Below are 25,368 nucleotides of genomic sequence, written 5' to 3'. Positions count from 1 at the left end.
TCCCTCAAACCCTAGGTTGCCTGCGATGCCCACCCGTGAACCCTCCCCGACGTCCCGCGCAGCCGTGAACGGCGCGGCGCGCGCGCGCCTCCCCCGCAACGAGGCGCGGAACACCCTGCGCGACGGCCTTTCCGGCAACGGCGCCCGGAGCCACGCGCCGGTCGCTCGCCGGCTGTTCGGCACCGACGGCGTGCGCGGCGTCGCGAACGTCCACCCGATGACCGCCGAGATGGCGCTCCAGCTCGGGCGGGCGCTCGCCTACGTGGTGCGGAACGGCTCGCACCGGCACCGCATCGTCATCGGCAAGGACACCCGCCTGTCGGGGTACATGCTCGAGCAGGCGATCGCCTCCGGGATCAGCTCGATGGGCGTGGACGTGATGCTCTCGGGCCCCCTGCCGACGCCCGGCATCGCGTTCCTCACCGAGTCGATGCGGGCGGACGCGGGCGTGGTCATCAGCGCGAGCCACAACCCGTACCAGGACAACGGGATCAAGTTCTTCTCGCGCGACGGGTTCAAGCTCCCCGACGCCGTCGAGCTCCAGATCGAGCAGCTCGTGCTCGGCGAGTCGGGCCTCGAGGAGTTCCACGCGCTCCGCCCGACGGCCACGCGCATCGGGAAGGCGAAGCGGATCGACGACGCCATCGGCCGCTACGTGGTGTTCCTCAAGTCGATCTTCCCGAAGAGCCTCACCCTCGACGGGCTCACCATCGTGGTCGACTGCGCCCACGGCGCGGCCTACCACGTGGCGCCGGCGGTGTTCGAGGAGCTCGGCGCCAAGGTCATCGCGCTCAACGTGAAGCCGGACGGGAAGAACATCAACGACGGGTGCGGCGCCGTTCACCCGGAGAGCATGGCGAAGGCCATCCAGAAGCACCGGGCGCACCTCGGCCTGGCGCTCGACGGGGACGCCGACCGCGTGATCCTGGCGGACGAGAACGGGCGCATCGTGGACGGCGACGCGGTCATGGCCCTCGTCGGGCGCGACCTCATCCACCAGAAGGCGCTCGCCAAGAAGACGGTGGTCGCGACGGTCATGTCGAACCTCGGCCTCGAGCGCGCCCTCGCCGGCGCGGGTGGCCGGGTGGTCCGGACGGCGGTGGGCGATCGCTACGTCGTCGAGGAGATGCGCCGCAGCGGCTACAACTTCGGCGGCGAGCAGTCGGGGCACCTCATCTTCCTCGACCACGTCACGACCGGCGACGGCGTCGCCGCCGGCCTGAACGTGCTCGCGGTGATGCAGCGCGAGGGGCGCCCGCTCTCGGAGCTCGCCCGCTGCTTCGAGCCGGTGCCGCAGGCGCTCGTGAACGTCGCGGTGAAGGAGAAGCGGCCGCTCTCGGACCTGCCGGGGGTCGCGGGCGCCATCGCCGCGGTGGAGAAGGCGCTCGGGAAGGACGGGCGCGTCCTCGTGCGCTTCTCCGGCACGGAGAACAAGGTCCGCGTCCTCGTCGAGGGCACGGACGGCAAGCGGATCCGGGCCCAGGCCGAGCAGATCGCCGAGGAGCTGCGCAAGGCGCTGGGGTAGCGGCCACCGAAGGTCCGTCGCGGGCACAGGCGCAGCCGGGTGAGGCTGCGCCGGAGCCGAGCGCGGGTTCGGGGGGGGACGCGCCGTGTGCGTCCCTCCGGCACGAAATGAGTTAGATTCCGGCCATGCCAGCTCGTCTCGGTGTCAACGTCGACCACGTCGCGACGCTCCGTCAGTCCCGCCGCACGACGTACCCGGACCCCGTCGCCGCGGTGGTGCTCGCCGAGCTGGGCGGGGCGGACCAGATCACCATCCACCTCCGCGAGGACCGCCGGCACATCCAGGAGCGGGACCTCCAGATCCTGCGGCGCACCGTCTCGACCCGGCTCAACCTCGAGATGGCCGCCACCCAGGAGATGGTGAAGATCGCCTACGAGGTGAAGCCCGACGTCGTGACGCTCGTGCCGGAGCGGCGCGAGGAGCTCACCACCGAGGGCGGCCTCGACGCCGTCGGCGGCCGCGACAACGTGCGCAAGGTCGTGAAGACGCTGCGCGACGCCGACATCAAGGTCTCGCTGTTCATCGATCCGGATCTCGATCAGGTGAAGGCGGCGCACCGCGCCGAGGCGTCCACGGTCGAGTTCCACACCGGGCGCTACTGCGACGCGCGGCTCGCCCCGGATCGCCGCAAGGAGCTCTCGCGGCTCGTGGACGCCTGCAAGGCGGCGTCGAAGCTGGGGCTCGAGGTGGCGGCGGGGCACGGGCTCAACTACCAGAACGTGCTGCCGGTCGCGGCCATCCCCGAGATCGAGGAGCTCAACATCGGCCACTCGATCGTGGGGCGGGCGGTGCTGGTCGGCATGGAGCGCGCCGTCCGCGAGATGCGGGAGCTCATCGCGAAGGCGCGGCCGTAGGTTCGATCCGCTCGCCCTGAGCTGTCGGGCGGCGCGGGCGAGGGGAGGCGACGTGGTCCTCGGGCTCGGCATGGACGTCGTGGAGGTGGCGCGGATCGAGCGCGTCCTCGCGGGCCCTCCCGGCCGCGCGGACCGCTTCCTCGCGCGCTGCTTCACCCAGGGCGAGCGCGCCTACTGCGACGCCGCCCGCGACCGCGCGACGCGCTACGCCGCCCGCTTCGCCGCGAAGGAGGCGGCGTCGAAGGCGCTCGGCGCGCCCGCCGGGATCCGCTTCACCGACGTCGAGGTGGTCCGGGGGCAGGGCGCGCCCGCGCTCGCGCTCCGCGGCGTGGCCTGGGAGGCGGCGGAACGGCTCGGCGTGCGGCGCGTGCTCGTCACCCTCACCCACGACGGCGGGGTCGCCGCGGCGACCGTCGTGCTCGACGGGGAGGCGCGATGAGGCTCGTCGGCTCCGCGGAGATGCGGGCCATCGACCGCGCCGCCATCGACGCGTTCGGGGTGCCTTCGCTCGCGCTCATGGACCGCGCCGGGCGCGCAGTGGCGGAGGCGGCGCGCGCGCTCGCGGCGCCGGACGGCCGGTTCGTCGTGGTCTGCGGCGGCGGGAACAACGGCGGCGACGGCTACGTCGCGGCGCGGATCCTCCGCGCGGCGGGGCGCGACGCCAGGGTCCTCTCCCTCGTCGCGGCGGCCCGCCTCGCGGGGGACGCGCGCGCGACGCGCGACGAGGCGGAGCGCGCGGGCGTGCCCATCGACGAGGCGGGCGCGCTCGGCGGGCTCGACGCCGGGCCGGGCGACGTGGTGGTCGACGCGATCTTCGGCACCGGGCTCTCGCGCGCGCCCGAGGGCGCCTTCGCGCGGGCCATCGAGCGCGTCGACGCCGCGCGGGCCGCCGGCGCGCGCGTCCTCGCCGTCGACGTCCCCTCCGGCCTCTCCGCCGACACCGGCCGGCCGCTCGGGGCCTGCGTCCGCGCCGACCGGACCGTCACCTTCGCGTTCCAGAAGCGCGGGCTCGTCCTGCACCCCGGCCCGTCCTTCGCGGGCGAGGTGACCGTCGCCGACATCGGCATCCCGCCGGAGGCGGCCGGGCGCGTCGCGGTCCTGTGCGAGCTCCTCGAGGCGGACGGGGCCCGCGCGCTCCTGCCGCCGCGCAGGCCCGACGCGCACAAGGGCGACGCCGGGCGGCTCCTCGTCGTCGCCGGCTCGCCCGGCAAGACCGGCGCGGCGCACCTCGCGCTCACGGGCGCGCTCCGCGGCGGCGCCGGCCTCGTCACGCTCGCGGCGCGGGCGGAGGCGCTGGCGCTCGCCCTGTTCGGCCGCCCCGAGGCCATGAGCACGGCGGTGCCCGGGACGGGACCGCTCGGGCGCGCGGACCTCCAGGCGCTGCTCGCCGCGGCGAAGGGCGTGGACGCGCTCGCCATTGGCCCAGGCATCCCGCGCGGCGACGAGACGGGCGAGCTCCTGCGCGCGCTCCTCGAGCGCGCGCGGCTCCCGGCCGTGCTCGACGCCGACGCGCTGAACGCGCTCGCGGACGATCCCGTACGGCTCGCGGGCCTGGGCGTGCCGCTCGTGCTCACGCCGCATCCCGGCGAGATGGCGCGCCTGTGCGGGACGACGATCGAGGCGGTGCAGGCGGACCGCCTCGGCGTCGCCGCCGAGAAGGCGCGCGAGTGGCGCGCGACGATCGTGCTGAAGGGCGCGCGCACGGTGGTCGCGGACCCGGAGGGTCCGGCGGCGGTGATCCCGACCGGCAACGCCGGCATGGCCACGGGCGGGACGGGCGACGTGCTCGCGGGGCTCGTCGGCGCGCTGCTCGCGGGCGGCCTCGCGCCCGGCGCGGCGGCGCGCGTGGGCGCCTGGGTGCACGGGCGCGCGGGAGATCGGGTGGCGGCGCGCCTCGGGCAGCGCGGGCTCCTGGCCGGCGACCTGGGCGAGGCGATCGGGGAGGTCTGGGCGGAGTGGGGACGATGACGGCGGAGCGGTTCACCGCGCGGCGGACGACGCGCTCGGCGCGCGCGACCTACGCGCTCGGGAGGAAGCTCGGCGGGCTCCTCCAGCCCGGCGACGTGGTGGCGCTCGTGGGCGAGCTCGGCGCGGGCAAGACCCAGCTCGTGCGCGGCGCCTGCGAAGGCGCGGAGGTCCCGGCGGAGGAGGTCTCGTCGCCGAGCTTCGCCATCGTCGCGACCTACCGCGGCAGGATCCCGGTGCACCACGCCGACCTCTACCGGATCGGCGACGAGGACGAGCTCTACGGGACCGGCTTCGGCGACCTCGTGGGCGGGGAGGGCGCGCTGCTCGTGGAGTGGGCGGACCGGATCCCTTCGGCGCTCTCCGCCGAGCGGCTCATTCTCACGCTGTCGCACGACGCGAAGGCGCCGTCGGTGCGGCACGTGGAGATCGAGGGCGTCGGAGCGCGACACGCGGCGCTCGCGCGGGCGCTCGCGGGGCCAGGGCGGCGCACCCGCCGCGTCGCGAATGCAGCCGAGCCGCTCGCGCGCGTCAAGCCCGGGAAGTGATCCCAGGGCGCGCCTCGCTCACCGGCAGCGACGCAACGCGCGGCGGCGGCTTCAGCGGCCGGCCCGACGGCACCACCTGCTCACCCGCGCTGCGCGGCCACGGCGGGTCCCCCGGCGCCGACCCGGGGGACCCGCGGCGGGCCAGCCGTCAGTACCAGAGATCGTCGCGGCGCACGCCTGCTCCCGGCCGCAGCCCCTGGTCGTCGAGATCCTGCGCGAGGTCGTTCCAGAGCGACTCCGCGAGCCCGGACAGCGCGCTGCGCTTGCGATCGAGGCTCATCGGGTCCGTGCGACCGCGGCCGGCCTGGAACTCCTGCGCGGCGCGGCGGAGGTACCCGGCGATGCGCCCGCTCCGCTCGGTGCGGGCGGCCTGCTCGGCCCGCTCCAGCTCGTCGAGGATCCTCGCTTCCACCCGCGCGACGAGGTCGGCGCTCCGGCGGACGCAGGCAGTGTCGAACTGGGCGAGCAGCCGGTCCACCTTCACCAGGAACGCGCTCACCTCCTCGTCGTCGCCCCCGCGCCCGGGCCGGCCTCCGCCCGAGCCGCCGGTGCGCTCATGCGCCAGCGCTGCGACCTCGTCGTCGGCGATGGCCCCGCGGTAGACACGGACGTCGTCGAGCCGCCCCTCGAGCCCGGTCCCGAGCCGCGCGCGGGCCCCGGTCGCGTCGGGGCGGGCGCCGAGGAAGGCCGGGCCCTTCGAGCCCTCGAGCCGCTGGAGCGACGCCTCGGCCTCGACGGACCCGTCGAGGAAGATCGCTGCGCGCTCGCCATCGAAGGTGGCGGCGACGTGGACCCACTGGCCCTTGGCCACCGCGCGCGCGGTCCGCACGCCCTGCGCCCGCGAGCCGTACCCACCGCCGGGGATGGCGAGGGCCACCTTGCCGCCCGCGTCGATCCGCAGCTCGAGCCAGCGATCCCGTGGGCCCTCAGCGGACGAGACCTTCGAGAAGATCACCTGCTCGCGGTCGGTGCGGCCGGGCCGGACCCAGGCCGCGATGGTGAACCGATCGGGCTCCGCCCGCTGGCCGAGGTCCACGTAGTCCCTGCCGGAGAAGGCGAGCGAACCCTCTGGGTCGCCGCCGCGGTCCTCCGCCGGGCGTGCCTTGCCGACGATCTTGCCGTCGGCGCGGCCCTGCCGGTCGGCCGCGTCGCCGTCGAGCGGGTACCACGCCACCAGCGCGGCGGCGCGCGGCCCGCCACGGCCAGCAGCTCCGCGTCGCCGAGCGCGCGATCCCAGAAGTTCACGTCCTCGATGCCGCCCTGGAACGCGAAGGTTGGGCCCGCCGGCGTGCGACCGTCGCGGCCACCACCCTCGGGGCGCGCGCCGATGAAGGTCTCGGTGCGGGTCTGGGCGTACGCCACCTCGAGCGGAGCGCCGTCGCGGACACCATCCACCCAGAGCTGCGCTCGTCTGCCGTCGTAGGTCGCGGCCACGTGCACCCAGCGGCCGGGCTCGAGCGCGCGCTGCCCCTGCGCCGCGTCCCAGTCGCCACCGCCCGGGACGTGCAGGAAGAGCCGGCCGCCGGGGTCGAGGCGCAGCTCGAGGTTCTTCTCGTAGTGGCCCGGGAGGTTCCGGATCTTGGAGACGATCGCCATCACACGGTCGGTCGCGTCGGGCCGGATCCAGGCGGCGATGGTGAAGCGCGGGAGCTGCAGCGCGTCGCCGAGGACGACCCATGCGCGCGCACCGTCGAACCAGAGCGCGCCCCGGGGCCGCCCATCGTGGCCCTCGAGCGGGCGCGCGCCGACCACGCGCGCCGGCCTCCGCGTGACGCGGTCCACGGCGTCGCCGTCGAGCGGGTACGACGCCACCAGGCCGCGATCGAGCTCGACCGAGACCGGGCTCGCGCTGGGCCGGCCGTAGGGATCGATCGACCGCGCCTGCGCCGTAGCGACGGCGGGCAGCACGAGGGCGAGGGCGAGAAGGGCGAGGGTGCGGGGTCGAAGCAGCATCGGGGCCTCCGGGTTGGGCGCGCAGGGTCGCAGGGGCTCGGGGCCGCCCGCAAGCGGTGGTTCGTACGACACCGGGGACTCCGGCGGCGCTCCGCGTATTCAGCCGCAGCGGGCTCCTCGCGCGGCCGGGTGGCGGGCTCCGTGCGCAACGCGTCGAAACTCTTCGGGTTGGCACTCGGCTTCGAGGCACGCCGCCGCGTCCTCGAACACTCTGGGTCCGGCGAAGCCGAAGCCTGGAAAGGATCGCGCGTCGAGTCAGGTTCCGGTGGCCCACTCGAGCGCGTCGTCGAGCCGGTCCTGGCCGAAGAAGAGCTCGCCGCGCGTGACGAAGTCGGGCGCGCCGAAGAGGCCGAGCCGGGACGCCTCGGCCGTCCGGTCGCGGAGGGCCTGCTTCACCTCGGAGGACGACGCCCGCGCGACGAGGGCCTGCGGGTCCTGCCCGGCGTCCGCGAGGAGCGCCGCGACGACCGCGGGGTCCGCGATGTCCCGGTCCTCGGCGAAGTTCGCGCGGAAGACCGAGCGGAAGAAGTCGGGCGCCCACGGCTCGGCCGCGACGATGCAGCCGATCCGCGCGGCGAGCAGGCCGTTCCGGGGGAAGAGCGAGGGCCTCCGCCACGGGAGACCGTACTTCGCGCAGAGCCGCTCCACGTCGCGCCACATGTAGCGGCCGCGCACCGGGTAGGCGTTGAACGGGGAGTCCTTGATCCCGAGCTGCTCGGTGAAGATCGGACCGAGCAGGAACGGCCTCCACTCGACCGGAACGCCCGCGCGGGCGGCGAGCGGTTCGATCCGCAGCGCGGCGACGTACGAGTAGGTGCTCGCGAAGTCGAACCAGAACTGGAGGGGCGCGCTCGGCATGCGACGATCTTAGCGCGCCCCTGGCCTCCGGGGCCGGGGCCGGCTGGACCCGTGTCGGACCCGCCTGCTACGTTGCACGTCCCTGAACGTATGTCCCGGCGTTACCAGCTCAAGTCCCAGGCCGCCCCGGCCCGCGCGCTCAACTACCAGGGCCTGCTCAACGACCAGCAGATCGCGGTCGTCGAGGCGGGCGAGGGGCCGATCCTCGTCGTGGCGGGAGCCGGCTCCGGCAAGACGCGCACGCTCACCTGGCGCGTGGCGCGGCTCCTCGCGGACGGCGTCTCGCCCGAGTCGATCCTCCTCCTCACCTTCACCAACAAGGCGGCGCAGGAGATGCTCCGGCGGGTCGGCGAGGTCTGCCGGCTCGACACGCGCCAGATCACCGGCGGCACGTTCCACCACGTCGCGCACCAGATCCTGCGCGAGCACGGCGGCGAGCTCGGCTACCAGAAGGGCTACTCGATCCTCGACCGCGAGGACTCGCGCGACGTCATGACCGCGGCGATCGCCGACTGCGGGCTCGCGGTGGGGGCCCGCCGCTTCCCCAAGGCGGACGTCCTCATCGACCTCGTCTCGATGGCGGTGAACACCCAGACGCCGCTCGCCGACGTCCTCGCCGACCGACGCCCGCAGTTCGTCCCGCTGACCGACGACGTCCTCCGCGTCGCGCGCCGCTACGCAGAGCGGAAGCACGAGCTCAACGCGATGGACTTCGACGATCTGCTCCTCAACTGGAAGATCCTGCTCGCCGAGCGCGAGACCGTCCGGCGCGCCGTCGCAGGCCGCTACGCCCACGTGCTCGTGGACGAGTACCAGGACACGAACCGGCTCCAGGGCGACGTCGTCGACCTCATCGCCGCCGGGCACCGGAACCTCTGCGTCGTCGGCGACGACGCGCAGAGCATCTACGCGTTCCGCGGCGCCCACTTCGCGAACATCCTCGAGTTCGAGAAGCGCTACCCCGACGCGCGCCGCTACGACCTCACCGTCAACTACCGCTCCACCCCGCAGATCCTGGGCCTCGCGAACGCCTCCATCGCCGCGAACGTGCGGCAGTTCGAGAAGGAGCTCACGAGCGTCCGCGCCGACGGCACGCTCCCGGCGGTCGTGCCCTGCCGCGAGGTCCAGCAGCAGGCCGCGTTCGTCGCGCAGCGGGTGCTCGAGCTCCGCGACGAGGGCATCCCGCTGCCGGAGATCGCGGTCCTCTACCGCGCGCACCACCACGCGATGGAGATCCAGTTCGAGCTCGCGCGGCGCGGCATCCCCTTCGTCGTGCGGAGCGGGGTGCGGTTCTTCGAGGCGGCGCACGTGAAGGACGTGCTCGCCCACCTGCGCTTCGTCCGCAACCCCGGCGACGAGCTCGCCCTCAAGCGCTGCCTCAAGATCACCCCCGGCGTCGGGACCGCCACCGCGGAGGCCGTCTGGAACGCGTTCCTCGGGCGGCGGCGGCGCGGGGCGGGCACGGTGGACGAGCTCCTCGCGCCGGACGTCGCCTCCCACGTGCCGCCCAAGGGGCGCACGGGGTACCGCAAGCTCGCGGAGCTCCTGCGGGCGCTCTCGCGCAAGCCCACCGCCGACCTGCCGGGCGAGGCGATCGAGAAGGTCATCGAGGGCGGCTACGAGGAGTACCTCCGCGCCGAGTTCCTGAACGCCGACTCGCGCGTGGAGGACCTCCGCCAGCTCGCCGAGTACGCGCGCGGCTACGAGGACACCGAGACCTTCCTCGCCGAGATCTCGCTCCTCACCGAGCTCACCGCCGAGACGGTCTCGGAGGGCGGCGAGCCGGACGAGAAGATGATCCTCTCGTCGGTGCACCAGGCGAAGGGGCTCGAGTGGCGGGCGGTGTTCGTGGTGTGGCTCTCCGACGGGAGGTTCCCGTCGGCGCAGGCGCTCAAGGATCGCGACGGGGAGGAGGAGGAGCGGCGCCTGTTCTACGTCGCGTGCACCCGCGCCAAGGACGAGCTGTACCTCACGTACCCCATCCTCGCCGCGCCGCGCGACCGCGAGCGCGTCGTCATGAAGGCCTCGCGCTTCGTCGAGGAGCTCCCCGGCGAGCCGGAGCTGTTCGAGCGCTGGCAGCTCGACGAGCCGGGGGGCGGCGCGCCCGCGCTCGGCGCCGCGCCGCCGCCGCACGGGCAGCTCCCGCCGCGCGACCCGCGCGTCGTGCCGGCGCTCTTCGGCGCGCCCGATCCCGCCGACGCGCCGCGCCTCGGCGCGCGCGGGAGCGCCGCGCGCGAGCTGCCGGCCGCGAACGACGGGCCCGAGGACGGGGACGGGGACGGGGACGGGGACGACGTGCCGTTCTAGATTCGTGCTAAGGATCCGGGCACATGGCCGCCCGCGAGAAGCCCGTCCTCGGCATCGATCTCGGCACGACCAACGCCTGCGTCGCGCACGTCCGCAGCCGGCTCCCCAAGGTGGTCCCGACCGACCGCGGCAACCTCATCCTGCCCACGGTCGTGGCGCTCTCGGACAAGGCCGACTTCCTCGTCGGCGCCGTGGCGAAGGACCAGCTCGTCACGAACCCGAAGAACACCATCTACGGCGCGAAGCGGCTCATCGGGCGCAAGTGGAGCTCCAAGGTCGTCCAGGAGCTGCGCAACTACTATTCGTACGACATCGTCGAGGGGCCGAACGGCGACGCGGCGGTGACGCTGGGGGGCAAGATCCTCACGCTCCCCGAGATCTCCGCGATGGTGCTCGCGCACATCAAGAAGATCGCCGGCCAGTTCCTGCAGAAGGACATCGACGAGGCGGTCATCTCGGTGCCGGCCTATTACTCCGACGCCCAGCGCCAGGCGGTGCGCGAGGCCGGACGGCTGGCCGGGTTCGAGGTGAGACGGATCGTGAACGAGCCGACCGCGGCCGCGCTCGCGTACGGGTTCGGGCGCGCGCTCGACCAGAAGATCCTGGTCTACGACCTCGGCGGCGGGACGTTCGACGTCTCGGTGCTCCAGCTCCAGGGCAACGTCTTCGAGGTGCTGGCGACCGGCGGCGACACGTTCCTCGGCGGCGTGGACTTCGACAACCGCATCATCGACTACGTCCTCGAGGACTTCTGGCGGCAGCACAAGATCGACCTCGCCGGCTCGCCCATCGCGATGCAGCGGGTCAAGAAGGGCGCCGAGGCGGCGAAGATCGACCTGTCGCTCATCCCGAACGTCACGATCGACCTGCCCTACATCGAGGAGAAGAAGGGGCGCCCGCTCGACGTCCGCGTGCCGCTCTCCCGCCAGCAGCTCGACGACCTCACGATGGACCTCGTCGACCGCACCTTCGAGCTGTGCGACCAGGTGCTCGCCGACAAGCGGCTCCGCCCGCAGGACATCGACGAGATCATCCTCGTCGGCGGGCAGAGCCGGATGCCGCTCGTCCAGCAGAAGATCCAGCAGCACTTCGGCAAGCCGGCGCGCAAGGGCGTCCACCCCGACGAGTGCGTCGCGCTCGGCGCGGCGATCCTGGGCGACTCCCTCGGCCAGATCGACTCGGTGACGCTCGTGGACGTGCTGTCGATGCCCATCGGCATCGCCACGCCGCAGAACCTGTTCCGCCGGGTGCTCGAGAAGAACACCACCATCCCCGCCTCGAAGAGCTTCCGCCTCCCGCCGCCGCGCGAGCCGGGGAAGCCCATCGAGATCGACATCTACCAGGGCGACTCGGACCACGTGGTGGACGACGAGTTCCTCGGCTCGATCCGGCTGCCCGCGGCGGCGACGGGCCGGCGCATCGACTTCAGGCTCGACGAGGAGTGCCTGCTCAAGGTGAGCTTCGACGATCCGGTGAAGGGCATGACCGAGCTCGAGCTCGCGACGCGCGACACGCCCGAGGCGATCCGGCGCGCGCTCGCCGAGGACGCGCGCGGGCGGGCGGCGGGGGAGGGCGGTCGCGCCGCCGAGGGCGACGCGGGCGAGCGCCGCGGCGGCATCTTCGGGTGGCTGAAGCGGGGCTAGCGATGCGCTTCGGATCTCGCGAGTGGATCGACGCGGTCGCCGCCGCGCTCAACCGGCAGCCGGACCTCGCGAGGGCGCTCGCCGGGCTCGGCGCCGACGCCGCCTTCGTGGTCGAGGCGGAGAGGCCCGCCTGGAAGGCGGACGTGGCGGCCTACGCGCGCCACGCGCGCGGGCAGATCGTGGAGTGGCGTCTGCTCGAGGATCCCGACGATCTCCTCGAGCTCGAGCCCGCCTACGTCGTGCGCGCGCCCTACGGCACATGGAAGGGGCTCTTCAACGGGGGCGACCCCGTGAAGGCCGCGATCTCCGGCCGCGTCCGGGTCGAAGGTGACCTCGAGGCGCTGGTGCGGCGGAGCGGATTCCGTTACGTGGTCGATGCGGCGCTCTGCGCCGTCGTGACCGAGTTCCCCTGAGGAGGCGGAGACGGATGGCGCGCAAGGGCTTCGCAGAGCGGCTCCTCGAGACGGGGACCCGGCTCGTCACCCAGGCGACGGAGGCGGTCCTCAAGGACCCGCGCGGCCAGGAGGCCGTGGCGCGCGCCGTGGGCGCCGCGCAGCGCGGTCGCAAGCGGCTCGAGGAGGCGCAGACCCGCTTCATGAAGGCCGCGGGCGTGCCCGGCCGGCAGGATTACCAGGAGCTCGCGAAGCAGCTCGCCCGCATCAAGCGCAAGGCGCGGGAGCTCTCGCACCGGCTCGACGAGCCGGGTCGGCCGGGCGACGGACCGGACGGTCCCACGACGCATTGAGCTCGTTGACACGACCCGGGACCGACGGCATACTCCGCCGCCTCGTTGCACCGGGGCGCTTAGCTCAGCGGTAGAGCACAGCCTTCACACGGCTGGGGTCGCAGGTTCGAAACCTGCAGCGCCCACAAGAAGATCGAGGGGTTGGCGGAGACGCCAGCCCCTTTCCCTTTTCTGGAGGGTCGCCTCGGGCGCCTACCCGCCGGGAAACCCCGCGTCCTCTCGGCAGCGACGATCCGCGGCTGCCGAGCGTGGCCGTGCGTCACCCAGGGTGACCTCCGGGGGCCGGACGGGCCATCGCCGGCAGGACGCTCGCGGGGCTGCGCGCACCGAGGCGCCCTGCTACAGGGTGAGTTGCGGCGCGCGGCGCACGACGCGTCCGCCCCGCGCCAGGAGGCCGCCATGGCGGACGTCGCGTATCGCCCGGAGATCGTCATCGAGCGGCTCGCGGGCTCGATCCGGAGAGCCCACCTCCCTGCCGAGCCCGAGCCCGTGCTCTTCGGGACCCACGGCGCGGTCGCGGAGCACTACGGTAGGGCGCCCGGCACGTTCGAGCCCCATGCGACGACGCTCGACTACGTCATCGGCGCCACCGGCGGCTGACTGCTCGGCACCTTCGGAGGCGCGCTGGAGGCGCGCCAGATCCCGGCCACCGGCGACAGGCTCCGTGCGCGGGTCACGGGCGAGGTCGAGCTCGAGGAGCGCGTGCTCGTCATCCGGCGCATCCACGTGGTCCTGGAGCTGAAAGGGAGCGCCGAGCAGCGGGAGACCGCCGAGCGCGTGCACGGCTTCTTCGCGGACGCGTGCCCCCTGTACCGCACGCTCCGGAGCGCCATCGCCATCACGACCGAGCTCGCCCTTCTCGGTCGGCTAGAGCGCCTGCCCGTCGCCCCCCGGGTCGCGCCCCGCGCACGATCACAGCTCGTACTCGCGGGCGACGAGGCCTTGCAGCCTGCGCGCCTGCCGGAACGCCTCCTTGAGGACGTGGCGGTCGAGGTCGTTGAGCTCCCTCGGGTCCACCCGGTTCGCGCCCTCGCCCGGCGCGTGCGTCGCCTGGTTTCGCAGGCGGAGCAGGTGGATGAAGTAGAAGGCGTCGACGAGGGCGGCGACGCTGCCGGAGCCGAGGTGCCCGGCGTCCGCGACCGCACGGAGGCGCTCGGCGCTGCTCGTGTGCGGGATGCGGTGGGCGAGCGCGAGGATGCGCGCGGCGTCCACGAACGGTCGCGAGCCGTAGGTCTTGAGCTCGAGCGTGTGGGGGAAGTCCTTCGCCCGGTTGTCGAAGACGAAGTCGCGGAGCGTGCCGAGCGGCGGCTGGCACGTGAGCGCGTTCTCGGCCAGGACGCGCAGGAAGAGCGGCCGCTCCGCAGTCTCGGCGAGGAGCCACTCCCGGAGCTGCTCCGCGAGGCGGTCGGCCCCGTGGATCGGCCTGAGGTCGAAGAAGACGGAGGCGTGGAGGAGCGCCTGCGCCTGCGGCTCGTGGATCCAGCGCCCGAAGGCGCGCCGCCACTCGTCGAGGGTGAGGCACCACTGCGGGTTGCCCGCCATGATGCCCCCCTTGCAGAGGGGGAAGCCGCAGGCGTCGAGCTTCTCGTTCACCGCCCGCGCGAACGGGACGAGCGCCGCGCGGACCTCCGCGGCGTCCGCCTCCTCGGCCTCGAAGACGAGGCCGTTGTCCTGGTCGGTGCTGAACGTCTGCTCGAGGCGGCCCTCCGACCCGAGGGCGATCCAGCAGAACGGCACCGGCGGCAGGTCGTGCTCGTCGATCGTCAGGTCGATGATCCGGATGGTGAGCAGATCGGTGAGCGTCGAGGTGAAGTGGGTGAGCAGCTCCGCGCCGACGCCCTGGGCCACGAGGCCGATCGCCAGGTGCCGGATCTCCGCCGCCGCGCCGCGGAGCGCGGCGAGGTCCTTCGCCGCGGCGATCTCGCCGCTCACCTCGCCGAGGCCGACCCGCTGGAGCCCGAAGAGATCGTCCCGCGACACGACGCCGGCGAGCCGCCCCTCGCCGTCCACCACCACGACGTGTCCCATGGCGTTCCGGGCCATCAGCAGCGCGGCCTGGTGCGCGGTCGCCTGGGGCCGGAGCGTGACGAGGCCGCCCGTCATCGCCGCGGCGATCGGCTGCTGCAGGTCGCCGCCGGGCAGCGTGACGCGCCGGAGGAGGTCGCGCAGGGTGAAGATGCCGAGTGGGACGTCTCCCGTCCGGTCCGTCACCACGATGGAGTCGATGCGCGTCCGCTCCATGCGCTCGAGCGCCACCCGGAGGGTCGCGTCGAGCGGCACCGTCACCGCGGGGCGGCGGATGATCGCCGCCAGCGGGCTGAACATCGACAGCGTCGCGCGTCGCCCCTCGGTCCCCACGGTCGCTCCTCCGTCGCTCGCGCGAGGCTCAGCGCCGGACGCCGAGCAGGTCCTTCATCTGCGCCAGGAGCTCCTTCGTGGAGAACGGCTTCGTCACGTACGCGTCGGCGCCGGCCCGGAGCCCCCGGGCCACCTCGGTGTCGCGGCCCCTGGCGGTGAGCATGAGGATCTTCGTCCCCCGCCACCGCGGGTCGGCGCGGATGCGCTCGCACACCTCGAAGCCGTTCAGCTTGGGCAGCATCACGTCGAGCACCACCAGGTCGGGCGCCGCCGCCATCGCCTCGAGCGCCGCCTCGCCGTCCGGGGCGACCGCCGTCTCGTAGCCCTCGCGCTGCAGGAGGTACTCGAGCGAGATGACGATGCTCGGCTCGTCGTCCACGATCAGCACGCGCTTGCTCATCGCCCGACCTCCTTCCGCTCCGCCACGCGCGGAGCCTCGCCGGCGGCGCGGGCGCCCGCGTCGAGCGGCAGCACGAACGAGAACGTCGCGCCGTGGCCGGGCTCGCTCTCGACCCAGAGCCGTCCCCCGAAGTGCTCGACGATCCTGCGGCTGATGGGCAGGCCGAGGCCCGTCCCGCGGGGCTTGCCGGTCAGCGTGTCGCTCACCTGCCGGAACTTCTCGAAGATGAGCTCCTGGTCGGCCGCGCCGATCCCGGGGCCGCTGTCCTGCACGTCCACCCGCACGCCGTCCGGCGCCGGCGCGAGCCGGACCTCCACGCGGCCGCCGCGCGGGCAGAACTTCACCGCGTTCGACAGGAGGTTCATGAGCACCTGCACGAGGCGGTCGCGGTCGGCGCGGACGCGCGGCGCCGGCGCGAACGAAACCGTGAGCTCGACGCCGCTGTCGCGGAACAGCTGGCTCGTCGCGTCGACCGAGTCCTGGATGGCCTCCTGCACGTCGAGCTCGGAGGTGTGCCACTCCGCGCTGCCCGACTCGATCTTCGCCATGTCGAGGAGCTGGTTGATGAGGCGGGTGAGCCGCTCGGTCTCCTTGACGATGATGGCGAGGAAGCGCGAGCGGTCGGCGAGGTTCGTGCGGGGATCCTCCCTGAGGATCTCGGAGAAGGCGCGGATCGACGTGAGCGGCGTCCGGAGCTCGTGGGTGACGCTGGACATGAACTCGTCCTTCATCCGGTCGAGCTCCTGGAGCTGGGCGTTCGCCGCGCGCAGCTCGGCGGTCGCGGTCTCGAGCTCGCGCGACTTCTGCTCGAGCTCGCGGCTGTAGGCGCGCACCTGCGACGCCTCGTCGAGGATGTCCATCACCTCGTCGATCGAGACCGGCTCCTCCTGCACCACGGAGGCGACGAGGACGCGCGCCGAGGCGCCCCCGATCGCGCCGGCGAGCTGGGTCTCGGCGAAGTGGACGAGATCGGCGTCGGCGGGCAGGGCGTCGAGCGACGCGCACCCGCGTCGCCGCGCGTAGGCGAGGAAGGCCTCCCTCGCGCGGTCCGGTCCGAGGAACCGCCCGGTGAGGGGGAGCAGATCCTGCACCGAGGCGCTGCCGCGCCAGAAGCGGGACCGGTCGAAGGCGTGGGTGCGCTCGAAGACGTCGACGAACAGGGTCGCCTGGCTCGTCTCGGCGACGCCGGGCCGGCTCGCGACCGACACGCCCACGTAGAGGCCGATGTTCGCGAGCATGCTCCAGAACAGGGCGTGCGGGATCTCGTCCATGCCCACGAGCCCGAACAGCTCCTGGGGCCGGAGCAGGGCGAGGCCGAAGAGCCCGTCGGTGAGGAAGCGCGCGGGCAGCCACCCCGACTTGGCGAAGGACGGGAGGAGCAGGGTGTAGGCCCAGACGACGAACCCGCCGGAGAGCCCGGCGATCGCGCCGGAGCGGGTGCCGCCGCGCCAGTAGATGCCGCCGAGGATCGCCGGCGCGAACTGGGCGACCGCCGCGAAGGAGATGAGGCCGATCGCGACGAGGGCGTACGCGTCGCCCGCGACGCGGAAGTAGACGTAGCCGAGGAGGAGGATCGCCCCGATCGCCAGCCGGCGGATCGAGAGCAAGAGGCCCGAGACGTCGCGCCACGCGTTGAGGCGCAGGGACTTCAGCCGCAGCAGCACCGGCATGACGAGGTCGTTGCAGACCATGGTGGAGAGCGCGATCGTCTCCACGATCACCATCCCGGTGCCGGCGGAGAGACCGCCGATGAACACGAAGAGCGTCAGCGCCTCCTTCTGCTGGGAGATCGGCAGGGTGAGCACGAAGGTGTCCGCGTCCACGCCCGCCTCAGCGAGGAGGGAGAGCCCGCCGATGGCGACCGGCAGGACGAAGACGTTGATGAGCAGGAGGTACAGCGGGAAGAGCCAGATCGCCTTGCCGAGGTGGTCCTCGTCCACGTTCTCGACGACGGTGATCTGGAACTGCCGCGGCAGGAACATGATCGACAGCATCGACAGGAGCGTCAGGAACGCCCAGGTCACGTAGCTGCCGCTCGTGCTCGGCACGGTGAGGAGCCCGCGCAGCTCCGGCGTGCGCTCGGCGAGCCGGAAGACCTCGCCGAAGCCGCGGTACATGCCGAACGTCACGAACGCCCCGACGACCAGGAACGCGAGCAGCTTCACGACCGACTCGAAGGCGATGGCCGCCACGAGCCCCTCGTGGCGCTCGGTGGCGTCGAGGTGGCGGGTGCCGAACAGGATCGTGAAGGCGGCCAGCATGAGCGCGATGTAGAGGGCGCTGTCCTGCAGGAACGGCTGCGCCTGCGCCTTGCCCGGCATGACGATGCCCGGATAGTGCAGGAGGATCGTGAAGCTGCCGGAGATCGCCTTGAGCTGGAGCGAGATGTAGGGGATGACGCCGAGCACGGCGATGATCGTCACGAGCCCGCCGAGCAGCTGGCTCTTGCCGTAGCGCGAGGCGACGAAGTCGGCGATCGAGGTGATGCGGTAGGCCTTGCTGATGCGGAGGATCTTCCGCATCACGTACCACCACAGCGGCACCATGAGCGTCGGCCCGAGGTAGACGGGGAGGAAGCCGACGCCGCTCGACGCCGCGCGGCCCACGCTGCCGTAGAACGTCCAGGTGGTGCAGTACACCGCGAGCGACAGGGCGTAGATGTACGGGTTCGCGATGAGCGACCGGCCGGCGGCGGCGCGCCGGTCGCCGTAGTACGCGATCGCGAACAGCACGCCGAGGTAGGCGAACGAGGCGACGCCGATCACCCAGCGCTGGAGCATGGGCCCCGCTCCTAGACCCGCGCCCGCTCGATGACGAGCGCCATGAGGAGGATGATCAGGATCCACACCGCGAACACGTAGGCGTAGAGCAGGGGGATCCCGGCGAGCTCGCCGGGACGCGCGAAGAGGAAGAGGATCGGGTAGTTCAGCAGCGCGCCGCCCATCAGGAAGATGGCGACCAGGCGCGGCCCCGTCGTGCCCGAGCGGCTCATCGCGCCTCCGACCGCAGGTCGAGGTGCACTATAGCGCGCTCCTCGCGGCCCATGCGGGACGGCCCGGATCGCTCGGACGGCATTCGAATGCGACGGACGAGCAAAGGGCGCCCCCGTTCGTGCGAGGCGCCCTCACCGCGGGGCTTTTCGAGCAGGCTACTTGAGCTCGATGGTGGCGCCGTTCACGAGCCGCACTTCCTCGACCGTGAACGCGGCCTTCCCGATGAGCGCCTGGGCGTTCGCGAGGCCGGTCGTGGAGGTCGTCGTGCGGGCCTGGACCGTGATGGTGTGGTAGCCGACGTCCACGTTCGCGGCGCCGAAGAAGAACGCGTGGGCCGCCTCGGTGTCGAGCACGAGCTGGAGGATCTCGTCCTGATACGCGCAGCCGTCGAGCGCGACGGTGCCGTCGGCGAGGATCTGGCAGCTGAAGCCGTCGAACTGCGCCATCAGGTACTGGCGCCGGCGATCGAACGTCACCTCGTTGGGCGCCGCCTCGTTGCCGTCGACCAGCACGCGGACCTCGATCTTCGCCTCGGCCTCGGCCTCGCTCTTGCGGTACTGGCTGCTCGCCACCGTGGTGTCGGTGAACAGCGAGGTGACGAGCGACACGCCGAACATGAGGTCCTTCTGGGACGACGTGTGGATGCTGCCCGTCATGAGGGTCTGCCACTCACCGGCGCCGGCGGCCGCCGCCTTCGGCAGCGCCTTCAGCACTCCCATCCCCATGTCGACCTTGGCGGACTGCGCGTACGCAGTTCCGGAGAGCACGACGAACGCCACGAGCAGCTTGCTGAGGAGCTTCATCTGATTCCCCTGTCCTGGAAGAGGCGGCCTTGATTGGCGCGCAGGGGGGGAGTTAGGCAGGCGAGCCATCGCCCGGTATCCCGCCGTCCATGGACCAGGCGACGGGTTCCACCGTAGGTGACGACCCCTGCGGCGCGTGCAACGTGTCGAATGCAGCGGAGATTCCGGGATGGTCCGCACAACCCGTGATAACGACTGTGCGTGAAACCCGGTCGCACCCGCTGTGACGACCCCCTGCACGGCCACGGCGGGGAGGTGACCGCAAGCCTGCTTTCTTGAGGCCGCCACGCCGGGCTGACACCAGGGGAGCAGCCGCTCGCACGCGGAGCGCGCGCGCGGGTCACGGCTGCGTTATGGTGCGCCCGCTCGGGGCTCAGGCCCGGGCGGAGGGCGACATGCACGCGGAGAGCGTCGAGAGCTGGCGGCACGAGCACGCCTTCGTCGGGCAGGAGCCGGCGCGCGCCGAGCGGCGCACCCGCTGGGTGGTCGGGCTCACGCTCGCGATGATGGTCGCGGAGATCGCCGCCGGGATGCTGTTCCGGTCGATGGCGCTCCTCGCGGACGGCTGGCACATGGGAACGCACGCGGCGGCCCTCTCGGTCGCCGCGTTCGCCTACGCCTACGCACGAAGGCACGCCGCCGACCCGCGTTACACCTTCGGCACCGGCAAGGTCGGCGCCCTGGGCGGGTTCGCGAGCGCGGTGGGGCTCGCGGTCATCGCGTTCCTCGTGCTCGCCGAGAGCTCCGTCCGGCTCGCCTCGCCGGTCTCGATCCGCTTCGATCAGGCGATCCTGGTCGCCTGCATCGGCCTCGCCGTGAACCTCTTCTGTGCGTTCCTCCTGCGCGAGGACCACGGGCACGACCACGGCCATGCCCACGATCACGACCACGATCAGGATCACGAGGAGGACCCCGCGCACGACCACCCCGGCCCCGGGGATCCCGGCGCGGGGCACGCCCACGCGTCCCGCCACGGCCACCGAGACCACAACCTCCGCGCTGCCTACCTCCACGTGCTCGCCGACGCGCTCACCTCCGTGTTCGCGATCGTGGCGCTCCTCGCGGGCAAGACGCTCGGCTGGACCTGGATGGATCCGGTGATGGGCATCGTCGGTGCGCTGGTCATCGCCCGCTGGTCCGTGGGGCTCCTGCGGGACACCTCCGCCGTGCTGCTCGACGCGGAGGTGGCGCCCGGACGTCGCGAGGAGATCCGTTCGGCGCTCGAGGAGGGCGGCGATCGGCTCGCGGATCTGCATGTCTGGCGCGTCGGCCCGCGCCACCTCGGGGCGATCGTCTCGGTCGTGACCGAGGACCCGCGCCCCCCGGCCGCCTACAAGCAGCGGCTCGCGCGCTTCCCGGATCTCGCGCACGTCACCGTCGAGGTGCACCGCTGCGAGGCGGGCGGCTCGCGCGGCGCGGCCTGACCGCCGTCCTCGATCGCGGCCGCCTCGGCTCAGAACGTCCGGCTCTGACCGCCGTCCACCACCCAGCACGCACCGTTCACCCAGCTCGCGCGCTGCGACAAGAGGAAGGCCACGACCGCGGCGACCTCCTCGGGACGCCCGAAGCGCCCGCCCGGGATCTCGCGGCGCACGAACTCGGCGATGCCCTCCGGGTCGGCCAGCCGGCGGCGCTCCCAGCCGCCGCCGGGGAACTCGATCGAGCCGGGCGCGACCGCGTTCACGCGGATCCCGTCCGCGGCGACCTCTCCGGCGAGGGCCTTCGCGAGGCTCAGCTCCGCGGCCTTCGCGATGTTGTAGGAAGGCCCGCCCCCGGCCTCGCGTCCCCAGATCGACGCGATCATCACGATCGCGCCGCCGCCGCGGCGCCGCAGCTCGGGGATGACCCGCAGGCTCGCGCGCAGCGCGGGGAAGAGGTTCCGGTCGAGCACCGCGCGGAAGTCCGCCTCGTCCGCCTCGGCCAGGCGGCGCGCGCCCGAGCCGCCCACGTTGTTCACGAGCAGATCCACGCCCCCCAGGCGCTCCGCCGCCGCCCGGACGAGGGCGTCGACCCCCTCCGCCGTGGTCAGATCGCAGGGGAGGGCGAGGTGCGGCCCGGGTCCCTCGGCCTCGAGCGCGCGCAGCGTCTCGCCGAGCGCGGCCTCCCCCCGCGCGCCGATCGCGACGCGCGCTCCCTCGCGTGCGAGCTCGACGGCGATGGCGCGCCCGATCCCGCGGCTACCGCCGGTCACGATCGCGATCTTCCCGCTGAGGCCGAGGTCCATGGCGCGAGTGTAGCGCGGCTCGAGTCCCGCTCGCCTCGCGCGCGGCCGGGCGCGTCGGCGCGCCACCGCGATCGCGCACGGCGTGCCGAGCAGCGCGCCCTCGGTCCTCAGTGCTCGAACGGCGCGAGCGGGTGGCGCACGATGGTGAGCAGCGCGTCCGGCGGCGTGGGCGGACCGTTCAGGTAGATCTCGTGGATCGGAGGGGCGAGGCGGCGCCCCTCCTCCTGCGCCGCGGCCTCGAGGCGCGCGACGGCCGGGCCCACGGCGTCGTAGCGCCCGCGGTGGAGCGTCTGCAGGCACTCACCCTCGGAGAGCTCCTGGATGCGGACGTCGCGCGCGAGCGGCGACGCCTCGGCGACGGCGGCAGCGGCCTCGGCCAGCGCGACGCGTCCGGGCGCGGCGTCGGCGAGGCGCAGGAGCAGCTCCCACGTGAACGTCCCCCGCGTGACGTCGGGGGTCCACCAGAGCGCCTCGAGGAACCCGGGCTCGGTCGGGACACCGCGGCGCGCCAGCTCGCCGGCCACCGCGAACAGCGCGGCCACGTCCGCCTGGAAGGCGCCGCCTCCGGGCTCGCCCCGCCCGACCTTGGCGAGGTACCGCGCCGGCTCGACGGTCACGAGGCGCGGCGCCTCCGCTGCGGCGTATTCGCCGCGACCGGTCAGCGGCGGCTCGGCCGCGTGCGCTCCCTCCATGACCACCTCCCAGGCTCTGGGGGAAACAACGCGCACGCTCGGGCGAGGACGCAAGCCCGCGCCGCACGAGCTCGCGGAGGGAGCAGCTGCGTCAGGGCCCGCGCACCGGCCCCGCCGCCTGGCGCTCCCCGCCCGCTCAGGTGTTCGGCGTGAGCGCCGGGAGCTCGCAGCGCGAGTCCTGGGACCTTTCTCGCTCGCGCAGCCGGCGCCGGCACTCGGCGCAGGTGACCGTCTCCTGGAGGATCGTGCACCAGCGTGCCTCGACTGCTCCGCACAGCGCCGCGTTCTTCGCAACGAAGTGGATGCGGTCCATGGTTCCTCCGGAATCGGGTTACGGCGGACCGGGTCGCGGAACCAACGCTTGCGAGTATTCGCGCAGAACCTCCGACCCGGGAGTCCCACGATCCCGGTCGTAGGCCGCTGTGTGGGGCGGTGTTCTTCTCGTGATCTCGCGCCCCTGGCCCTGCGACGGCCCGTCCGCGGCGCGAGGCCGCGTTGGACTGAGGGTGAATCGTCAGGCGGTCGCGCCCGGCTCAAGGTCCTCGGCCGACCACGCCAGCGCGAGGGGGAGCCCGGCGGCGACCTCGTCCTCGAGCACCTCGAGCCCGAAGCCGGAGAGCAGGCGGGCGTGATCTGAGCTGCCCGGCAGGAAGGCGATCTGCTTCGTTCGCCAGCACTGCCGGCTGAACGTCGCGAGGATGCTCGCGGCGAACTCGAACGCCTCCTCGGCGTGCGTGAGGTCGACCACGAAGCGCGTGGCCTCCGACTCCTCCATGGCGAGGCGCAGCGCCCAGGCCGACGCGCCGTCGAACGCGCCGTGGACCGCCAGCACGACCGCGTCCCCCGCCTGCCATCGAACGATCGCTGCGCCCGTCATCTCGAAGGAACGTTAGGCACTCGCTGCGCGGCGCAAGGGGAGAATTTGCACTATGCTCCGCGTCCCTTGTCGGCACGCGACCCCATCGCCATCCTCTTCGACCTCGACGGCACGCTCGTCGACACCGTCCCCTTCATCCTCGCCTCGGTCCGGCATGCGTTCGAGGGCTACGGCCTCTGCCCGACCGACGCCCAGTGGATCGCAGGGATCGGCACCCCGCTCAGGGCGCAGGTCGCCTCGTTCGTGCGCCGCCCGGAGGACGTGGACCCCCTGGTGGCGCGCTACCGCGAGTTCTGGGTCGAGAATCACGACCGGATGACGCGTGCCTTCCCCGGGGCGCTCCAGGTGGTCGAGTCGCTCGCGGCGAGCGGGCACCCGATCGGCGTGGTGACGGCCAAGACCGAGGAGGGTGCGCTGAGGACCCTCCGCCACACCGGCCTCCTGCGGTACATGCAGGCGATCGTGGGCGCCGACACCTGCGCGCGGTGCAAGCCGGATCCCGAGCCGGTGCACGTCGCGCTCGCGCGGCTCGAGCGGTCCCCGACGCAGGCGATCCTCGTCGGGGACTCGCCACATGACATCGTCGCGGCGCGCGCCGCGGGGGTGAGGGCTTACGGGGTCCTCCACGGTGCGTGCGATGGCCCGCGGCTCCTCGCCGCGGGTGCCCTGGCGCTGCTCGAGGATCTCGCCCCGCTGCCGGCCCTCGCCGCGGCGGCCGGCCATTAGCCGTCGCCGGGAGCGACGGCTCGCACCCCACCGGGCGCAGCAGCTCCTCACCCACCCGCGCGCACGCCGGGCTACGCTCCCGCGGGGCGGCCGTCCCGCGGCACGAACGCGCGCGCGGCTCCGCTGGACGGAGGACACGATGGTGGACGCTACCGAGGCGACGCGCCGGACCGGCTTCGCGAAGGAGTTCCGGGAGTTCCTGCTCAAGCAGAACGTGGTCGCCCTGGCCGCGGGCGTGGTGATCGGCGCGGCGATCGGGAAGGTCGTCTCCGGGATCGTCGAGCTCGTGGTGATGCCGATCGTCGGGCTCCTGCTGCCGGGGCAGAACGAGTGGCGGCAGATGAAGCTCGAGCTCGGTCGCGGGAACGCGATCGGCTACGGCGAGGTGCTCGGCAGGCTGCTCGAGTTCGGCGTCATCGCGCTCGTCGTGTTCCTCGTCCTGAAGGCGTTCGTCCGCGCGCCACCGCCCGCCGCGCCGTCGCCGACGAAGGCCTGCCCGCAGTGCCTCGAGACGATCCCCGCCGCCGCGCGCCGGTGCCGCGCCTGCACCTCCGAGGTCTGAACGAAGCCGGCGCGCGAGAGCGCGGCGAGGCCTCTGCGCCGTGGTAAGAGTCGAGGATGCGCATCGCCTACCTCGGCCCTCCCGGCACGTTCAGCGAGGAGGCCGTCTCGCGCTGCGACCTCGTCCGCGGCGGCGAGGCGATCCCTCGGCCCACCTTCGCCGACGCCTACCACGCGCTCCGCCGGGGCGAGGTCGACGGCGCGCTCCTCCCCATCGAGAACTCGATCGAGGGGAGCGTCGGCGCGACGCTGGATCTCCTCGTGCACGAGCCCGGGCCGCTCATCCGCCGCGAGCTGCTCCTGCCCGTCCGCCAGCACCTCCTCGCGCGCCCCGGCACGCGGCTCGAGGAGGTCCGCCGCGTGCTCTCGCACCCCCAGCCGTTCGGGCAGTGCAGCCGCTTCCTCGGCGAGCGGCTCCCGGGCGTGACGCTCGAGCCGACCCACTCCACCGCGGAGGCGGCGCGAAAGGTCGGGGCGGGAGAGGCGGGCGCGGGCGCGGCCGCCATCGGCTCGCGCGCGGCCGCCGCTCGCTACGGGCTCGAGCTGCTCGCCGAGTCGATCCAGGACGTGGACGAGAACTTCACCCGGTTCGTCCTGCTCGCGCAGGCCGACGAGGCGCCGACCGGCGCCGACCGCACCAGCATCGCCTTCACGCTCGACCGGGATCGGCCGGGCGGGCTGTACGAGGTCCTCGGCGAGCTCGCGAGCCGCGGGATCAACCTCTCCAAGGTCGAGAGCCGCCCGATGAAGCAGGCCCTCGGGCACTACGTCTTCTTCCTGGACTTCGAGGCGCACCGGCTCGACGCCGCGGGCGCGGAGGCGCTCGCCGGGGTCCGCGCGCGCGTGCACCGGCTCTGGCTCCTCGGGTCGTACCCGCGCGGCGGGACCCCGTAGCCCGTTCGCCTACGCGATCGCGCGCCAGCTCGCCGCGACCGCGCGGAGGTGATCGCCCGTCGCGCCGCAGCAGCCGCCCGCGAGCGCCGCCCCAGCGCGGAGCGCGGGCGAGAGGTCCGCCGCGAAGGCTTCCGGCGCTCGCACCGCGCCCGGCAGCCCCGCGCTCGGCTTCGCCACGAAGGGGACGGGGAGGGCACCCCGCGCCCACGCCGCGAGCTCCGCGAGCGCCGCCCCGGGGGCGACGCAGTTCACGCCCGCGGCGCTCGCGCCGAGCGACGCCATCGCGAGGAGCGCCTCCTCGACGGGCGTGCCGTCCGTGAGCGTCCACGGCGGCCCGCCGGAGGGGGTGAAGGTGACCACCGCCTCGAGGCCGGTGGCTCGCGCCGCGACCAGGGCGAGGCGCGCCTCGGCCCGATCGTGCTGCGTCTCGAGCCAGAGGAGG

General features: G+C 73.5%; 27 protein-coding genes and 1 tRNA gene. 15 read left to right on the top strand and 13 right to left on the bottom strand.

The window, feature by feature from the left end; translation table 11 throughout:
* Positions 1-115 precede the first annotated feature (115 nt).
* From glmM to tsaE, 5 genes are all read left to right on the top strand, one after another.
* Positions 116-1,525 (top strand): phosphoglucosamine mutase, encoded by a 1,410-nt coding sequence (glmM, locus tag MNY60_RS05080; protein ID WP_242355534.1) that lies wholly within the window; start codon positions 116-118, stop codon positions 1,523-1,525.
* A gap of 125 nt (positions 1,526-1,650) precedes the next feature.
* Positions 1,651-2,379 (top strand): pyridoxine 5'-phosphate synthase, encoded by a 729-nt coding sequence (locus tag MNY60_RS05075; protein WP_242338035.1) that lies wholly within the window; start codon positions 1,651-1,653, stop codon positions 2,377-2,379.
* Positions 2,380-2,431: 52 nt separating this feature from the next.
* Entirely contained in the window at positions 2,432-2,818 is a 387-nt protein-coding gene (gene acpS / locus MNY60_RS05070; protein ID WP_242338032.1) for a holo-ACP synthase, read from the top strand.
* Positions 2,815-4,347 (top strand): NAD(P)H-hydrate dehydratase, encoded by a 1,533-nt coding sequence (locus MNY60_RS05065; protein WP_242338031.1) that lies wholly within the window; start codon positions 2,815-2,817, stop codon positions 4,345-4,347. The genes acpS and MNY60_RS05065 overlap by 4 nt, the downstream gene beginning before the upstream one ends.
* Positions 4,344-4,892, top strand: coding sequence for a tRNA (adenosine(37)-N6)-threonylcarbamoyltransferase complex ATPase subunit type 1 TsaE (gene tsaE, locus MNY60_RS05060; protein WP_242338120.1), 549 nt, complete (start codon positions 4,344-4,346; stop codon positions 4,890-4,892). The genes MNY60_RS05065 and tsaE overlap by 4 nt, the downstream gene beginning before the upstream one ends.
* A 148-nt stretch (positions 4,893-5,040) precedes the next feature.
* On the opposite strand, the gene MNY60_RS05055 is transcribed toward tsaE, so the two are convergent.
* The 3 genes from MNY60_RS05055 to MNY60_RS05045 all read right to left on the bottom strand — a co-directional run bounded on the left by MNY60_RS05055 (position 5,041) and on the right by MNY60_RS05045 (position 7,703).
* Positions 5,041-5,928 (bottom strand): LamG domain-containing protein, encoded by an 888-nt coding sequence (locus MNY60_RS05055; RefSeq protein ID WP_242338029.1) that lies wholly within the window; start codon positions 5,926-5,928, stop codon positions 5,041-5,043.
* Positions 5,844-6,845: a LamG domain-containing protein gene (locus tag MNY60_RS05050; protein ID WP_242360120.1), complete on the bottom strand. Its 1,002-nt coding sequence runs from the start codon at positions 6,843-6,845 to the stop codon at positions 5,844-5,846. The genes MNY60_RS05055 and MNY60_RS05050 overlap by 85 nt, the downstream gene beginning before the upstream one ends.
* Before the next feature lie 255 nt (positions 6,846-7,100).
* Positions 7,101-7,703 carry a 2-hydroxychromene-2-carboxylate isomerase gene (locus tag MNY60_RS05045; protein ID WP_242338025.1) on the bottom strand — a complete coding sequence of 201 codons (603 nt, stop codon included), beginning with the start codon at positions 7,701-7,703 and terminating at the stop codon, positions 7,101-7,103.
* A 90-nt stretch (positions 7,704-7,793) separates the two neighbouring features.
* On the opposite strand from MNY60_RS05045, the gene MNY60_RS05040 reads away from it, so the two are divergent.
* The 6 genes from MNY60_RS05040 to MNY60_RS05015 all read left to right on the top strand — a co-directional run bounded on the left by MNY60_RS05040 (position 7,794) and on the right by MNY60_RS05015 (position 12,998).
* Positions 7,794-10,010 carry an ATP-dependent helicase gene (locus MNY60_RS05040; protein WP_242360119.1) on the top strand — a complete coding sequence of 739 codons (2,217 nt, stop codon included), beginning with the start codon at positions 7,794-7,796 and terminating at the stop codon, positions 10,008-10,010.
* 23 nt (positions 10,011-10,033) lie between these two features.
* Positions 10,034-11,653: an Hsp70 family protein gene (locus MNY60_RS05035; RefSeq protein ID WP_242339960.1), complete on the top strand. Its 1,620-nt coding sequence runs from the start codon at positions 10,034-10,036 to the stop codon at positions 11,651-11,653.
* Between the two features lie 2 nt (positions 11,654-11,655).
* A complete protein-coding gene (locus tag MNY60_RS05030; RefSeq protein ID WP_242339961.1) occupies positions 11,656-12,066 on the top strand; it encodes an SCP2 sterol-binding domain-containing protein in 411 nt (136 codons plus the stop codon).
* Between the two features lie 14 nt (positions 12,067-12,080).
* Positions 12,081-12,398, top strand: a complete 318-nt coding sequence (locus tag MNY60_RS05025) for a hypothetical protein (protein WP_242339962.1) — start codon at positions 12,081-12,083, stop codon at positions 12,396-12,398.
* Between the two features lie 53 nt (positions 12,399-12,451).
* Positions 12,452-12,523, top strand: a tRNA-Val gene (locus tag MNY60_RS05020).
* A gap of 274 nt (positions 12,524-12,797) precedes the next feature.
* Positions 12,798-12,998 (top strand): hypothetical protein, encoded by a 201-nt coding sequence (locus tag MNY60_RS05015; protein WP_242339963.1) that lies wholly within the window; start codon positions 12,798-12,800, stop codon positions 12,996-12,998.
* Between the two features lie 312 nt (positions 12,999-13,310).
* On the opposite strand, the gene MNY60_RS05010 is transcribed toward MNY60_RS05015, so the two are convergent.
* The 5 genes from MNY60_RS05010 to MNY60_RS04990 all read right to left on the bottom strand — a co-directional run bounded on the left by MNY60_RS05010 (position 13,311) and on the right by MNY60_RS04990 (position 18,952).
* A complete protein-coding gene (locus MNY60_RS05010; protein WP_242360118.1) occupies positions 13,311-14,756 on the bottom strand; it encodes a DUF294 nucleotidyltransferase-like domain-containing protein in 1,446 nt (481 codons plus the stop codon).
* Between the two features lie 28 nt (positions 14,757-14,784).
* Entirely contained in the window at positions 14,785-15,156 is a 372-nt protein-coding gene (locus tag MNY60_RS05005; RefSeq protein ID WP_242339965.1) for a response regulator transcription factor, read from the bottom strand.
* The gene (locus MNY60_RS05000; RefSeq protein WP_242339966.1) at positions 15,153-17,936 is read right to left on the bottom strand and encodes a sensor histidine kinase; all 2,784 of its coding nucleotides are present in this window, start codon (positions 17,934-17,936) and stop codon (positions 15,153-15,155) included. The genes MNY60_RS05005 and MNY60_RS05000 overlap by 4 nt, the downstream gene beginning before the upstream one ends.
* Positions 17,937-17,947: 11 nt before the next feature.
* A complete protein-coding gene (locus MNY60_RS04995; RefSeq protein ID WP_242339967.1) occupies positions 17,948-18,148 on the bottom strand; it encodes a hypothetical protein in 201 nt (66 codons plus the stop codon).
* Between the two features lie 156 nt (positions 18,149-18,304).
* Complete coding sequence (locus tag MNY60_RS04990; RefSeq protein ID WP_242355518.1) at positions 18,305-18,952, bottom strand: hypothetical protein; 648 nt, start codon at positions 18,950-18,952, stop codon at positions 18,305-18,307.
* A 395-nt stretch (positions 18,953-19,347) separates the two neighbouring features.
* On the opposite strand from MNY60_RS04990, the gene dmeF reads away from it, so the two are divergent.
* Complete coding sequence (gene dmeF, locus MNY60_RS04985; RefSeq protein ID WP_242339970.1) at positions 19,348-20,376, top strand: CDF family Co(II)/Ni(II) efflux transporter DmeF; 1,029 nt, start codon at positions 19,348-19,350, stop codon at positions 20,374-20,376.
* 29 nt (positions 20,377-20,405) lie between these two features.
* On the opposite strand, the gene MNY60_RS04980 is transcribed toward dmeF, so the two are convergent.
* From MNY60_RS04980 to MNY60_RS04965, 4 genes are all read right to left on the bottom strand, one after another.
* Positions 20,406-21,176 (bottom strand): SDR family NAD(P)-dependent oxidoreductase, encoded by a 771-nt coding sequence (locus MNY60_RS04980; protein ID WP_242355520.1) that lies wholly within the window; start codon positions 21,174-21,176, stop codon positions 20,406-20,408.
* 107 nt (positions 21,177-21,283) lie between these two features.
* Positions 21,284-21,868, bottom strand: a complete 585-nt coding sequence (locus MNY60_RS04975) for a GyrI-like domain-containing protein (protein ID WP_242355523.1) — start codon at positions 21,866-21,868, stop codon at positions 21,284-21,286.
* Positions 21,869-22,004: 136 nt separating this feature from the next.
* Entirely contained in the window at positions 22,005-22,181 is a 177-nt protein-coding gene (locus MNY60_RS04970) for a hypothetical protein (protein ID WP_242339973.1), read from the bottom strand.
* 201 nt (positions 22,182-22,382) lie between these two features.
* Positions 22,383-22,745: a hypothetical protein gene (locus MNY60_RS04965; protein ID WP_242339974.1), complete on the bottom strand. Its 363-nt coding sequence runs from the start codon at positions 22,743-22,745 to the stop codon at positions 22,383-22,385.
* Between the two features lie 66 nt (positions 22,746-22,811).
* Between MNY60_RS04965 and MNY60_RS04960 the strand changes: the two genes are divergently transcribed.
* From MNY60_RS04960 to pheA, 3 genes are all read left to right on the top strand, one after another.
* Positions 22,812-23,471 (top strand): HAD family hydrolase, encoded by a 660-nt coding sequence (locus MNY60_RS04960; RefSeq protein WP_242360117.1) that lies wholly within the window; start codon positions 22,812-22,814, stop codon positions 23,469-23,471.
* A 139-nt stretch (positions 23,472-23,610) separates the two neighbouring features.
* Positions 23,611-24,033: a large conductance mechanosensitive channel protein MscL gene (gene mscL, locus MNY60_RS04955; protein ID WP_242339976.1), complete on the top strand. Its 423-nt coding sequence runs from the start codon at positions 23,611-23,613 to the stop codon at positions 24,031-24,033.
* Positions 24,034-24,089: 56 nt separating this feature from the next.
* Complete coding sequence (gene pheA / locus MNY60_RS04950) at positions 24,090-24,926, top strand: prephenate dehydratase (RefSeq protein WP_242355530.1); 837 nt, start codon at positions 24,090-24,092, stop codon at positions 24,924-24,926.
* Positions 24,927-24,935: 9 nt separating this feature from the next.
* On the opposite strand, the gene MNY60_RS04945 is transcribed toward pheA, so the two are convergent.
* A partial coding sequence (locus MNY60_RS04945; RefSeq protein ID WP_242360116.1) for a homocysteine S-methyltransferase family protein occupies positions 24,936-25,368 on the bottom strand: 433 nt, incomplete at its 5' end.

Source organism: Anaeromyxobacter sp. SG17 (genome assembly GCF_022690695.1).
Lineage (GTDB): Bacteria > Myxococcota > Myxococcia > Myxococcales > Anaeromyxobacteraceae > Anaeromyxobacter > Anaeromyxobacter soli.
Note: the sequence above shows the minus strand (reverse complement) of the source record. Positions and strands in the feature narration are given on the sequence as shown.